The organism is Burkholderia sp. Se-20378 (assembly GCF_017104665.1).
Classification (GTDB): Bacteria; Pseudomonadota; Gammaproteobacteria; order Burkholderiales; family Burkholderiaceae; genus Burkholderia; species Burkholderia lata.
Genome location: NZ_JAAGPG010000222.1, coordinates 1 through 13,231 on the forward strand (window position 1 = coordinate 1; position 13,231 = coordinate 13,231).

Annotated in this window: 13 protein-coding genes and 1 tRNA gene; 8 read left to right on the forward strand and 6 right to left on the reverse strand. The window is 64.4% G+C overall.

Annotated elements, in window-relative coordinates; translation table 11 throughout:
* Window positions 1-139: 139 nt before the first annotated feature.
* Complete coding sequence (gene ffh / locus G3N93_RS21955) at window positions 140-1,507, forward strand: signal recognition particle protein (protein WP_174939063.1); 1,368 nt, start codon at window positions 140-142, stop codon at window positions 1,505-1,507.
* Window positions 1,508-1,601: 94 nt separating this feature from the next.
* On the forward strand, window positions 1,602-2,153 hold the full coding sequence (locus G3N93_RS21960; protein WP_174939061.1) for a hypoxanthine-guanine phosphoribosyltransferase: 552 nt from the start codon (window positions 1,602-1,604) through the stop codon (window positions 2,151-2,153).
* 95 nt (window positions 2,154-2,248) lie between these two features.
* On the opposite strand, the gene G3N93_RS21965 is transcribed toward G3N93_RS21960, so the two are convergent.
* Together G3N93_RS21965 and G3N93_RS21970 are read right to left on the reverse strand one after the other, a co-directional pair.
* Entirely contained in the window at window positions 2,249-2,851 is a 603-nt protein-coding gene (locus tag G3N93_RS21965) for a MarC family protein (protein WP_011350864.1), read from the reverse strand.
* A 21-nt stretch (window positions 2,852-2,872) separates the two neighbouring features.
* Window positions 2,873-4,609 carry a proline--tRNA ligase gene (locus tag G3N93_RS21970; protein WP_174939059.1) on the reverse strand — a complete coding sequence of 579 codons (1,737 nt, stop codon included), beginning with the start codon at window positions 4,607-4,609 and terminating at the stop codon, window positions 2,873-2,875.
* A 218-nt stretch (window positions 4,610-4,827) separates the two neighbouring features.
* On the opposite strand from G3N93_RS21970, the gene G3N93_RS21975 reads away from it, so the two are divergent.
* A complete protein-coding gene (locus G3N93_RS21975; RefSeq protein ID WP_174939057.1) occupies window positions 4,828-5,475 on the forward strand; it encodes an RNA pyrophosphohydrolase in 648 nt (215 codons plus the stop codon).
* 13 nt (window positions 5,476-5,488) lie between these two features.
* The gene (locus G3N93_RS21980; protein WP_174943726.1) at window positions 5,489-6,097 is read left to right on the forward strand and encodes a CNP1-like family protein; all 609 of its coding nucleotides are present in this window, start codon (window positions 5,489-5,491) and stop codon (window positions 6,095-6,097) included.
* Window positions 6,098-6,192: 95 nt separating this feature from the next.
* On the opposite strand, the gene proB is transcribed toward G3N93_RS21980, so the two are convergent.
* The 4 genes from proB to rplU form a co-directional block, all read right to left on the reverse strand.
* Entirely contained in the window at window positions 6,193-7,311 is a 1,119-nt protein-coding gene (proB, locus tag G3N93_RS21985) for a glutamate 5-kinase (RefSeq protein ID WP_011350860.1), read from the reverse strand.
* A 90-nt stretch (window positions 7,312-7,401) separates the two neighbouring features.
* Window positions 7,402-8,514 carry a GTPase ObgE gene (obgE, locus tag G3N93_RS21990; protein WP_206133940.1) on the reverse strand — a complete coding sequence of 371 codons (1,113 nt, stop codon included), beginning with the start codon at window positions 8,512-8,514 and terminating at the stop codon, window positions 7,402-7,404.
* Between the two features lie 188 nt (window positions 8,515-8,702).
* Window positions 8,703-8,966, reverse strand: a complete 264-nt coding sequence (rpmA, locus tag G3N93_RS21995; RefSeq protein WP_006476999.1) for a 50S ribosomal protein L27 — start codon at window positions 8,964-8,966, stop codon at window positions 8,703-8,705.
* Between the two features lie 24 nt (window positions 8,967-8,990).
* A complete protein-coding gene (gene rplU, locus G3N93_RS22000; protein ID WP_006025184.1) occupies window positions 8,991-9,302 on the reverse strand; it encodes a 50S ribosomal protein L21 in 312 nt (103 codons plus the stop codon).
* Between the two features lie 210 nt (window positions 9,303-9,512).
* On the opposite strand from rplU, the gene G3N93_RS22005 reads away from it, so the two are divergent.
* The 4 genes from G3N93_RS22005 to G3N93_RS22020 form a co-directional block, all read left to right on the forward strand.
* Complete coding sequence (locus G3N93_RS22005) at window positions 9,513-10,508, forward strand: polyprenyl synthetase family protein (protein WP_011350858.1); 996 nt, start codon at window positions 9,513-9,515, stop codon at window positions 10,506-10,508.
* Between the two features lie 177 nt (window positions 10,509-10,685).
* A tRNA-Pro gene (locus tag G3N93_RS22010) sits at window positions 10,686-10,762 on the forward strand.
* Window positions 10,763-10,903: 141 nt separating this feature from the next.
* Entirely contained in the window at window positions 10,904-12,196 is a 1,293-nt protein-coding gene (locus tag G3N93_RS22015) for an HlyC/CorC family transporter (protein ID WP_206133941.1), read from the forward strand.
* An 83-nt stretch (window positions 12,197-12,279) separates the two neighbouring features.
* Window positions 12,280-13,231: GspE/PulE family protein (locus tag G3N93_RS22020; RefSeq protein ID WP_206133942.1), on the forward strand; the 952-nt coding region annotated here is incomplete at its 3' end.

A 13,231-nucleotide genomic window follows, 5' to 3' on the forward strand; every position in this document is an offset into this window, starting at 1 on the left:
TCGAGGCCGCCGTACAGGAATGCGGTGAGGGCATACAGTACAATATCCATGTTCGAAGTTTACACTAGGCCCCCTTCCCGCGACGGCTCCCTTTGTTCGGATCCGCCGCGCCTTCGGGCCCCACTGTCCATCGCTCCCCATGCTCGACAATCTCACTCAACGGATGGCGCGCGTCGTCAAGACGCTGCGCGGCGAGGCCCGGCTTACCGAGGCGAACACCCAGGAGATGCTCCGCGAGGTGCGTCTCGCCCTGCTGGAGGCCGACGTTTCGCTGCCGGTCGTCCGCGAATTCATCGCCAAGGTCAAGGAAAAGGCGCTCGGCGAAGAAGTGATCAGCAGCCTGTCGCCGGGTCAGGCGCTGGTCGGCGTGGTCCAGAAGGAACTGACCGCCGTGATCGGCGGCGACTACGAAGGCAAGGCTGCCGAGCTGAACCTCGCGGTCACGCCGCCCGCGGTGATCCTGATGGCAGGCCTGCAGGGTGCGGGCAAGACCACGACCGCCGGCAAGCTCGCGAAGCTGCTGCGCGAGAAGTACAAGAAGAAGGTGCTGACCGTGTCGTGCGACGTGTATCGCCCGGCCGCAATCATGCAGCTGAAAACGGTGAGCGAACAGGTCGGCGCCGACTTCTTCCCGTCCACGCCGGACCAGAAGCCCGTCGACATCGCGATTGCGGCCGTCGACTGGGCGAAGCGCCACTACCATGACGTGCTGATCGTCGACACGGCCGGCCGCCTCGGCATCGACGAGGCGATGATGCAGGAAATCGCCGCGCTGCACGACACGCTGAAACCGGCCGAAACGCTGTTCGTCGTCGACGCGATGCTCGGCCAGGACGCGGTCAACACCGCGAAGGCGTTCAACGACACGCTGCCGCTCACCGGCGTCGTGCTGACCAAGCTCGACGGCGACTCGCGCGGCGGCGCCGCGCTGTCGGTCCGCCACGTCACGGGCAAGCCGATCAAGTTCGTCGGTGTCGCCGAGAAGCTCGACGGCCTCGAGGTGTTCCACCCCGACCGGATGGCGAACCGGATCCTCGGCATGGGCGACATCCTCGCGCTCGTCGAGGAGGCGCAGCGCGGCGTCGACGTGCAGGCCGCGCAGAAGCTCGCCGACAAGGTCAAGAAAGGCGGCGATTTCGACCTGAACGATTTCCGCGCGCAGATCTCGCAGATGAAGAACATGGGCGGCCTGTCGTCGCTGATGGACAAGCTGCCTGCTCAGTTCCAGCAGGCGGCGGCCGGCGCCGACATGGGCCAGGCCGAGAAGTCGATCCGCCGGATGGAAGGCATCATCAGCTCGATGACGCCCGCCGAGCGCGCGAAACCCGAGATCATCAAGGCGACGCGCAAGCGCCGCATTGCAGCCGGCGCGGGCGTGCCGGTGCAGGAAGTCAACCGGATGCTGAACCAGTACGACCAGATGCGTACGATGATGAAGAAGCTGAAGGGCGGCAACATGCAGAAGATGATGCGCGGCCTGAAGGGCATGATGCCCGGCATGCGCTGATTTTGCCCATCGGCCGGCGCACGGGTTTTTGCTGTAGCGCGCGCCCGCCGTTCTGCTTCATTCTTATTTGTATACCGACTGCCCGCCAGAACACATGAACCGCGAAGAAGCCCTCCACATTTTCAACCACTCCGAAGAGATCGTGTCGGCCGACGCCGTCAATGCGTCGATCTCCAAGATGGCCGACGCGATCCGCGCCGAGATCGGTGACGCGTTCCCGCTCGTTCTCTCGGTGATGGGCGGCGCCGCGGTGTTTACCGGGATGCTGCTGCCGCATCTCGATTTCCCGCTGGAATTCGACTACATCCACCTGACCCGCTATCGCAATACGACGCAGGGCAGCCCGGAAATGCACTGGCGCGTCGCACCGCGCGAATCGGTGAAGGACCGGATCGTGCTCGTGCTCGACGACATCCTCGACGAAGGCGAGACGATGGCCGCGATCCGCGACCGCATCCTCGACATGGGCGCGCAGCGCTTCATGTCGGCCGTGCTGTGCGAGAAGACGCTCGCGAAGGCGAAGCCGCTGCACCCCGACTTCTGCGGCTTCTCGGTGCCCGACCGCTACGTGTTCGGCTGCGGGATGGACGCGAAGGGCTACTGGCGCAACCTGCCGACGATCCGCGCGCTGACCACGAACGTCTGAGCGCCCCGCTCCGCACTATATAAATAGAAAGCGGCGCTCCGGTTTCCCGGAGCGCCGCTTTTTTTGTGGGCGCCGTGGGTGCGCGCCGCCCCGTCCTACAACTGGTGCACGAACGCGCGGACGCCGCCCAGCATCATCTCGACCGAAATCGCGACGAGCACGAGGCCCATCAGCCGCTCGAACGCCGCGACGGTTCGCTCGCCGATCCATTGCTGGATTCGCTCGGCCAGCACCAGCGTCACCGCGCAGACGATCATCGTGACCGTCAGCGCGCCGACCCACTCGAGCATCTTGCCGGGCCCCTGCGACGTCAGCAGCATCACCGTCGCGAGCGCGGACGGCCCGGCGAGCGCCGGAATCGCGAGTGGCACGATGAACGGCTCGCCGCCCGCACGCGGATCGTTGCCGAGCGCGCCGTCCGGATGCGGGAAGATCATCCGCAGCGCGATCAGGAACAGCACGATCCCGCCGCCGAGCCGCAGCGACAGGTCGGTGAGGCTCATCATCCGCAGGAAGCGGTCGCCGACCAGCATGAAGAACAGCAGGATCACGAACGCGATCCCCACTTCACGCAGGATCAGCTTCACGCGCCGCTCGCGCGGCACATCCCGCATCGCCGAAATGAACAGCGGGATGTTGCCGAGCGGATCGGTGATCAGCACCAGGAGCACGGTGGCCGACAGGAAGGTGTATTCCACCGCGTTCCCCGGTCGGTGCGCTTAGCGCGCGAGCGCGGCGCGGATCTTCTCCGCGACCGTCGCCGCAGCCGCGTCGGCCGGCAGCAGCGTCGCTTCGGCGTCGCGGCGGCCCTGATACTCGATCTTGCCTTCCTTCAGGCCGCGCTCGCCGATCACGAGGCGATGCGGCACGCCGACCAGCTCCCAGTCGGCGAACATCACGCCCGGGCGCTCGCCGCGGTCGTCGAGGATGACGTCGATGCCGGCTGCGACGAGTTCCGCGTACAGCTTGTCGGCAGTCTCGCGCACCATTTCGCTGCGGTCATAGCCCATCGGGCACAGCACGACTTCGAACGGCGCGATCGACTCGGGCCAGATGATGCCCTTGTCGTCGAAGTTCTGCTCGATCGCCGCGCCGAGAATACGCGTGACGCCGACGCCGTAGCAGCCCATCAGCATCGGCTGCGGCTTGCCCGACTCGTCGAGGAACGTCGCACCCATCGCTTCCGAATACTTGGTGCCGAGCTGGAACACGTGGCCGACTTCGATGCCGCGGCAGATGTCGATCACGCCCTTGCCGTCCGGCGACGGGTCGCCCTTCTTCACGTTGCGCACGTCGGCGACGTCCGGCTCGGGCAGGTCGCGGCCCCAGTTCACGCCGGCGATGTGGTAGTCGACCTCGTTTGCGCCGACGACGAAGTCGCTCATGTTCGCGACCGTGCGGTCCGCGATCACCTTCACGGGCTTCTTCGTGCCGACCGGGCCGAGATAACCCGGCGGCGTGCCGAACCATTCGACGATTTCCTGCTCGGTCGCGAAGCGGTGGTTCTTCAGGCCCGGCAGCTTCGATACCTTGATCTCGTTCAGGTCGTGATCGCCACGCAGCATCACGAGCCAGATGGTCGGCTCGGCGCCTTCGTTGTCGGTCGCGAGCACGATCGACTTGATCGTGCGCTCGAGCGGGATGGCCAGCAGTTCGGCGACGGCTTCGCACTTCGCCTTGCCGGGCGTCGCGACCTTCTCCATCGCTTCGGCCGGCGCCGCACGCTCGGCGATCAGCGGCAGCGCTTCGGCCGCCTCGACGTTCGCCGCGAATTCGGACGTCGGGCAGTACGCGATCGCGTCTTCACCGGTGTCGGCGATCACGTGGAATTCGTGCGAGAAGTTGCCGCCGATCGAGCCGCTGTCGGCCGCGACCGCACGGAACTCGAGGCCGAGGCGCGTGAAGATGCGCACGTACGCGTCGTACATCTTGCGATACGACTCGTTCAGGCCGGCCGCATCCTTGTCGAACGAGTACGCGTCCTTCATGATGAATTCGCGGCCGCGCATCACGCCGAAGCGCGGACGGATCTCGTCGCGGAACTTCGTCTGGATCTGGTAGAAGTTCACCGGCATCTGCCGGTAGCTCTTGATCTGGTTGCGCGCGATGTCGGTGATGACTTCCTCGTGCGTCGGCCCGATCACGAAGTCATTGTCCTTGCGGTCCTTGAAGCGCAGCAGCTCGGGGCCGTACTGCTCCCAGCGGCCCGATTCCTGCCACAGCTCGGCGGGTTGCACGGCCGGCATCAGCAGTTCGATGGCGCCCGCCCGGTTCATTTCCTCGCGCACGATCGCCTCGACCTTGCGAATCGAACGCAGGCCGACTGGCAGGTAGTTATAGATGCCGCCGGCGACGCGACGGATCATGCCGGCGCGCACCATCAGCTTGTGGCTGACGATCTCTGCGTCGGCGGGTGCTTCTTTCAGGGTGCCGATAAAGAAACGGGAAGCTTTCATGCGGACGGTTCCAAAAACGGCGCCCCCAGGCGGGGCGCCCGAAAAAGTTTCAAGGTGAAAAAGCTGCGCGCGACGAACGACGATGGCGCAGACGACGTAGCAGACTAATCAGGGACAATTCAGCCGGTGTACCCCGCGCGGATTCGCTCCGTCACGGTGCGCAGCGCCCGTTATCTGTTTATAATCAAAGCAATTTTAAAGGATTCGAAGGTGGTTGTATGCTGGATCGTGAAGGCTTTCGCCCGAACGTCGGCATCATCCTCTTGAACGCGCGCAACGAGGTGTTTTGGGGCAAGCGGCTCCGCGAGCATTCCTGGCAGTTTCCTCAAGGTGGGATCAAGTACGGCGAGACCCCCATGCAGGCGATGTACCGGGAGCTGCACGAGGAAACGGGCCTGCACCCGGAACACGTCAAGATAATCGGCCGCACTCGCGACTGGTTGCGTTATGAGGTGCCTGACAAGTTCATTAAACGCGAAGTACGCGGTCATTACCGCGGCCAGAAGCAGATCTGGTTCCTGCTGCGGATGGTTGGACGCGATTGCGACATTTGCTTGCGCGCGACCGACCACCCGGAGTTCGATGCGTGGCGCTGGAACGAGTACTGGGTGCCGCTCGATGCGGTGATCGAGTTCAAGCGGGATGTCTATCAGTTGGCGCTGACGGAACTGTCGCGCTTCCTGCGCCGCCCGGCGCAGCGAGCCGAGAAGCCGCGTGGGCCGCGTCTGTCGCGCTATCCGCGCGTCATTGGCGTACAGGCCCAGCAGACGCTGACGATTGTCGACACATCGGTAGTCTGTTCGGAGATCGAAGTGGAAGCGAGCACGCTCGACGAGATGCCGCCCCACGTGATCATCGGCAAATGACGAATCGAACTGCATGACCGGGCGCGACCTTGGTGTCGCGCCCTTTTTTTACGAGGAATGCATATTGAAAGCGATTGCTCTCGCGCTCGCATCGATTGCCGCGGTGGCCACGCTGGCAGGCTGCGCGAATTCGAAGACGCCCACCAACAAGGATGACAGCGAGTTCGTGTATCTGCTGGACCGTCAGGGCACCTGGAAGGAAAACGCGGTCGACTCGCTGCCGCCGCTGCCGCAAACGGGCGACCTGCTGCCGTTCAACGTATCGCAGAACACGCCGCTCAAGTTCTTCGTCGATGCGAAGTCGCTCGCGGTCGGCACCGATGGCGTCGTGCGCTACGCGGTCGTCATCACGAGCCCGGCCGGCGCCCGCAACGTGAACTACGAAGGCATCCGCTGCGACACCTACGAGTGGCGCCAATATGCCGGTCTGAATTCGGAACACGACGGCTGGGATCGCACCGTCGAGAACGACTGGCGGCGCATCGAGAACGGCGAACTGAATGCCTACCACTCGGCGCTCTATCAGGACTACTTCTGCGCGAACAAGATGCCGCAGGGCACGACCCAGCAGATCCTGGAGAACATCCGGTTTCACCGCACCGCAATGAGCCAATTGCGCTGACGGTGGGTGGCGCCCGCCGCCCCCTCTGTCCGCAGCAAGAAAAAGCCCGCATCACGCGGGCTTTTTCATTTGACGGCCGGAACCGGCACGAATGGTCACACCAGCACCAGGTTGTCGCGATGGATCAATTCGGGTTCCAGCATGTAGCCCAGCACGGATTCGATCTCGCCGCTCGGCTTGCGGTGAATCAGTTTCGTCTCCGCACTGCTGTAGTTCGTGAGCCCACGCGCCACTTCACGCCCGTCAGGGCCGACACACGCGATGACTTCTCCACGCGCGAACGCACCCTGCACGTCGATCACACCGATCGGCAGCAGGCTCTTGCCGCCTGCCGTCAGCTTCTCGACCGCGCCCGCGTCGATCACGACATGGCCGCGCACCTGAAGGTGATCGGCCATCCACTGCTTGCGCGCCGCCATCCGCGCGGTACGTGCGATCAGTTGCGTGCCGATTGCCTCGCCGGCCGCCAGACGCACGAGCACGTCAGTCTCCCGGCCGCTCGCGATCACGGTGTTCGCGCCGCTGTGTGCCGCACGCTTCGCCGCGAGGATCTTCGTCAGCATCCCGCCGCGACCGAGGCTCGAGCCCGCACCACCGGCCATCGCCTCGAGTTCCGGCGCACCTGCATTGGCTTCTGCAACGAGCGTCGCGTTCGGGTCCTTGCGCGGATCGGCCGTGAACAGCCCCGACTGGTCGGTCAGGATGATCAGTGCATCGCCTTCGATCAGGTTTGCAACGAGTGCGCCGAGCGTGTCGTTGTCGCCGAACTTGATTTCGTCGGTGACGACCGTGTCGTTCTCGTTGATGATCGGCACGACGCCAAGCCGCAACAGCGTCAGCATCGTCGAACGCGCATTCAAATAACGCTCGCGGTCCGCCAGGTCGGCATGCGTCAGCAGGATCTGCGCGGTGCGGATGTCGTGCTCGGTGAAGCGGCTCTCATAGACCTGCGCGAGCCCCATCTGGCCGACTGCGGCGGCAGCCTGCAACTCGTCGATTTCCCGCGGCCGCTTGCTCCAGCCGAGCCGCTGCATCCCTTCGGCAATCGCGCCCGAACTGACGAGCACGACTTCCTTGCCCTGGGCGCGCAGTGCGGCGATCTGAGCCGCCCAACGGCCGATTGCTGCATGATCGAGCCCCTTGCCGTCGTTGGTCACGAGGCTGGAGCCCACCTTCACCACCAATCGCTTCGAATCCGCGATGATCGAACGCATCCTGCACTGTCTCCTGTATCTGCTGCCTGCCCGGGCGGGCGCGATTGAGCGCCGACGCTGGGCGGCACGCCCGGCGCGTTACGGAATCGCTCAGGCGTCGTCGCCCGACGCCGCACCGCCCTTGGCTGGCGTCTCGTCGCGGAAACGCACGTCCGCCGCGAGATCTTCCGCCTCCGCCGCGCGATGTGCGTCCGAATGTTCGGCGAGGTAGTCGTAGATCGCGTAGCACAGCGCTTCACAGCCCTGGCCAGTCAGCGCCGAGATCTCGAATACAGGGCCGTCCCACTCGAAGCGCTCGAGGAAATCAGCGACGCGCGCCTTGCGCTCGTCTTCCGGCACCATGTCGAGCTTGTTGAGCACGAGCCAGCGCGGCTTCTCGTAGAGCGCCTCGTCGTACTTGCGCAGCTCGCCGACGATCGCCGTCGCTTCCGCAACCGGATCGACGCTTTCGTCGAACGGTGCGAGATCGACCAGATGCAGCAGCACGCCGGTGCGCTGCAGGTGGCGCAGGAACTGATGGCCGAGGCCCGCGCCTTCGGCGGCGCCCTCGATCAGCCCCGGGATATCCGCGATCACGAAGCTCTTGCTCGGACCGACACGCACCACGCCAAGATTCGGCGCAAGCGTCGTGAACGGGTAGTCGGCAATCTTCGGCCTCGCGTTCGACACCGACGAGATGAACGTCGACTTGCCCGCGTTCGGCATGCCGAGCAGGCCGACGTCGGCGAGCACCTTCAGCTCGAGCCTCAGCATGCGACGCTCACCGGGCTTGCCGTCCGTCTTCTGGCGCGGTGCACGGTTCGTGCTCGACTTGAAATGCAGGTTGCCGAGCCCGCCGGAGCCACCCTGCGCAAGCATCACCTGCTGGTCGTGCTCGGTCAGGTCGGCGATCAGCTCGCCGGTATCCATGTCGCTGATGATCGTGCCGACCGGCATGCGCAGCGTGACGTCGTCGCCGCCCTTGCCGTAGCAATCCGAGCCGCGCCCGTTTTCGCCGTTGCGCGCCAGATGCTTCTTCGCGTAGCGGTAGTCGATCAGCGTGTTGATGTTGCGGTCGGCGATCGCGTATACGCTACCGCCCCGGCCGCCGTCGCCGCCGTCCGGCCCGCCGAACGGGACGAATTTCTCGCGGCGCATCGACGCGCTGCCATCGCCTCCGTCTCCGGCGATGACTTCGATTCGTGCTTCGTCAATGAACTTCATTCGTCACTCCGCCCAGTATTTCCGCTATTGTGCCGCGCGCCGGCGCGCTTGAACAATCTGCCATTCGGCCGATCGTACGCCGGTTGCGCGATGGTCGCCCGAACGCACACGCGCCCGGCGACCAAATAAAAAAAGGCCCCGCGAAGACTGCGGGGCCTTTCGGCTACGAAGCCCGTGGGTGCCTGAACTTAGGCAGCCGCCGGGACAACGATGACCAGATGCTTCTTGTCCGCGCCCTTCGTCGCGAACTTGACGTGACCGTCGACCAGCGCGAACAGGGTGTGATCCTTGCCCATGCCGACGTTCTCGCCTGCGTGCATGCGCGTACCGCGCTGACGCACGATGATGCCGCCGGCGTTGATTGCCTGGCCGCCGTACACTTTCACGCCGAGACGCTTCGACTCGGAGTCGCGGCCGTTCCGGGAAGAGCCGCCTGCCTTTTTGTGTGCCATCTGATTGCTCCTTTACCGAGGCGCTTACGCGTTGATCGCGTCGATGCGCAGCTCAGTGTAGTTCTGGCGGTGGCCGCCGTGCTTTTGGTAGTGCTTCCGGCGACGCATCTTGAAGATGGTGACCTTGGCATGACGACCGTGCGACACAACGGTGGCCTTGACGGAAGCCCCACTGACCAGCGGCGTACCGAACTTAATCGATTCGCCTTCGCCCACTGCGAGAACCTGGTCGAGCGTGATTTCAGCGTCAATGTCAGCCGGTATCTGTTCTACTTTGAGTTTTTCGCCAACGGCAACCTTGTACTGCTTGCCGCCGGTTTTTATGACCGCGTACATTGAGAACCTCACTCTGGATCCAATTTTTCCGCACACCGTGCGCGGAAAACACGTGATTATACATGGGGTTAGCACCGAAGTCAAAACCCATTGACGATTGCCGCGCGCGGGCCTCGGCCAAACGGCCAAATTCGAGGCTGCGGCACGTGTCACAGACCGGGATATCTCGGATTCGACTTATAATCCGCCGCATCACCCAATTCCATCATCATGTCGTCGTCCACCGCCTCCCCCACCCTCAGCGCCGCCCATCTGCTCGCTCCGATCACCAGTGACATGGAGCAGGTGAATCGCGTTATCCGGCAAAGCCTCGCGTCCGATGTGCTGCTGATCAACCAGATCGCCGAGTACATCATCGGCGCGGGCGGCAAGCGGCTGCGTCCGGCATTGCTGCTGCTCGTCGCCGGTGCACTCGGCGAGACGTCGCACCAGCGGCACGTGCTGGCTGCCGTCGTCGAGTTCATCCACACGGCCACGCTGCTGCATGACGACGTCGTCGACGAATCCGAGCTGCGCCGCGGCCGCCAGACCGCCAATGCGCTGTTCGGCAACGCGGCGAGCGTGCTGGTAGGCGACTACCTCTATTCGCGCTCGTTCGAGATGATGGTCGGCGTCGGCAAGATGCGCGTGATGGAGATCCTGTCCGAAGCGACGACGATCATTTCCGAAGGCGAGGTGCTGCAGCTCCTCAACATGCACGACGCGGACGTCGACGAAACGCGCTACATGCAGGTGATCCGCTACAAGACGGCCAAGCTGTTCGAAGCGTCGGCACGTCTGGGCGCGGTACTCGCAGGCGCCGACGCGCCGACCGAGGCTGCCGCCGCCGAATACGGCCGCCGGATCGGCACTGCATTCCAGATCATGGACGACTGGCTCGACTATGCGGGCACCGTCGAGGCAATGGGCAAAAACGCCGGCGACGACCTTCGCGAAGGCAAGCCGACGCTGCCGCTCATCTATCTGATCGAACGCGGCACGCCCGAACAGTCGGCGCTGGCACGCGAGGCGATCGAACAGGGCGGCACCGATCGCTTCGATACGATTTTCGAAGCGATCACGCGTTCGGGCGCACTGGACCACACGCTCGAATGCGCACGCCAGGAAGCCCAGGCTGCTGCTGCTGCGATCGCTGCGTTCCCCGATTCGGTCTACAAGGAAAGCCTGCTCGCGTTGTGTTCGTACTCGACGTCGCGGCAGTCGTAAGTGCATGTCGTACGTCGCCGCCCCGGCTGCGACGTACGTTCGACACGGGAAAATCACCTGTCTCGAAAAATTTCTTCTCGAAGGTCTTCCCTTTTTGAAGAAACGTCGTTATAGTTACATTCTTGCTTGACGACGCAGCGGTCTTGAAGAAGACGGCAAAGTCGGAAGAGTCCAAATCGGGGTGTAGCTTAGCCTGGTAGAGCGCTACGTTCGGGACGTAGAGGCCGGAGGTTCGAATCCTCTCACCCCGACCAGATTTGTAAAAAACCGTGCACTCCGTGCACGGTTTTTTTTTGCCCGGTCGCCGCGAGCCCCTCGTGTCGCTCACGACACATCGCGGTCGCCGGCCTCTGCTATATTCCTTCCATCCCTGTCCTTCACTGCCCTTCCAACGCGTGGACCAAATTCCCTTATGGGCGCAAATCGGCGCCGTCTTCCTGCTTCTCCTCTGTTCCAGCTTCTTTTCGATTTCCGAGACCGCGATGATGGCGCTCAACCGCCATCGGCTGAAGCATCTCGCCAGCCAGGGCGCACTCGGCGCGAAAACCACGCAAGGCCTGCTCACGCGCACTGACCTGCTGCTCAGCGTGATCCTGATCGGCAACAACCTGTTCAACACGATCATCCCGGTTCTGACGACGTCGCTCGCGCTGCATACGTTCGGCCGCAACAACGTCGCGCTGTCGATCGCGACCGGCATCGTCGCGTTCCTGATCATCGTGTTCGCCGAAATCGCACCGAAGATCGTCGGCGCGACGTTCCCCGAACGCATCGCGCTGCCCGCGAGCCTCGTGATCGCGCCGCTGATGCGCGTGTTCAAACCGGTCGTCTGGTTCGTCAACGCACTCGCGAACGGCGTGCTGTGGGTGCTGCGCATCAACACGAAGAAGGGTCGCGACCAGCGAATGTCGACCGACGAGCTGCGGGCCATCGTGCTCGAGTCGAGCAGTTTCATGCCGACCAAGCACCGCAGCATCCTGCTCAACCTGTTCGACCTCGAGAACATCACCGTCGACGACGTGATGGTGCCGCGCCGCCAGATCGAGTCGCTCAACTTCTACGCGCCGCTCGACGACGTCCTGCACCAGCTCGAGACCTGCTATCACAACCGGCTCGTCGTTTACGAAGGCGACATCGACAAGGTGCTCGGCGTGCTGCACGTCCGCAAGACGCTAACCGCGCTGCACAACCAGGAGTTCGACCGCGAGACGCTGCGCACGCTGCTCGCCGAGCCGTATTACGTGCCGTCCGGCACGCCGGTGGTCCAGCAGCTCCAGTTTTTCCAGGAAACGCGGCAGCGGACCGCGCTCGTCGTCAACGAGTACGGCGAGCTCGAAGGGCTCGTCACGCCCGAAGACATCATCGAGGAGCTGATCGGCGAATTCACGACGTCGATGCCGCGCAGCGAACGCAAGGGCGGCTGGGACGAGAACGGCGAATGCATCGTCTCGGCAAGCATGCCGCTGCGCGAGCTTAATCGCTGGCTGCACCTGAAGCTGCCGACCGACGGGCCGAAGACGCTGAACGGCCTGGTGCTCGAAATCCTCGAGGAAATTCCGGAAGACGACGTGTGCCTGAAAATCGGTGACGTGATGCTCGAGGTGATGCGCAGCGACGATCAGGCCGTGCGCACCGTCAAGCTCTTCAAGCCGCGCGGCTCGCGCCCCGCACGCGTCACCTCGCGCTAGCCGAACGGCTGACTGCCGGCGCCGCCCGCGACGCGCGACCATCTGCTGGTCACGGTCAACAGGCGGCCAGCGTGCCGGCTCACATGCATTTCCCTCCTCCCGGGGCGACGCTGCGCACGCAGCCGCCGCCCGCTCACTCCGATGCGTCGCCCGCCACCGCACCGCGCGCGCTCGACGCGGCCCAGCTCGACGATGCGCCGGCCGTGCGGCTGCTGACGGACACGCTTCACGCGGCACGCGTGCGCGACGCATCCGATATCCACGTCGAACCATTCGAAGCCGGCTGGCGCATCCGCCTGCGCATCGATGGCGTGCTGCACGAACATGCTCGGCCGCCCCTGCATCTGCGCGACGCACTCGTCACACGGATCAAGGTGCTCGCGCGCATGGACATCGCCGAGCGGCGGCTCCCGCAGGACGGCAGGCTGCGCATCGCGATTGACGGCGGTACGCGCGGCGACTACCGGGTCAGTTCGCTGCCTACGTTGTTCGGTGAAAAGCTGGTGCTGCGGCGGCTCGAAACCATGCCACCTGACCTCACGCTCGCCCGCCTCGGCTTCGACGCGCAGCAGGCGGCCGCGATGGAGGCCGCGATACGCGCACCGCATGGCCTCGTGCTCGTCACGGGTCCGACCGGCAGCGGCAAGACGCTGTCGCTCTACTGCGCGCTGCAGATGCTCGATCGCGATGCGCACAACGTCTGCACGGTCGAGGATCCCGCCGAGATCCAGCTCGACGGCATCAGCCAGGTTGGTGTCGCCGAAAAGGCGGGGCTCACGTTCGCAACCGCACTGCGCGCGCTGCTGCGGCAGGATCCAGACATCATCATGGTCGGCGAGATTCGCGATGCGGAGACAGCCGACGTCGCGATCAAGGCCGCGCAGACCGGTCATCTCGTGCTGTCGACGCTGCACACGAACGACGCGCCGGCCGCCGTCGCGCGGCTGCTCGACATCGGCGTCGCACCGTACAACCTCGCGGCCGCGCTGCACCTCGTCACCGCGCAACGCCTCGTCCGGCGGCTGTGCACTGCCT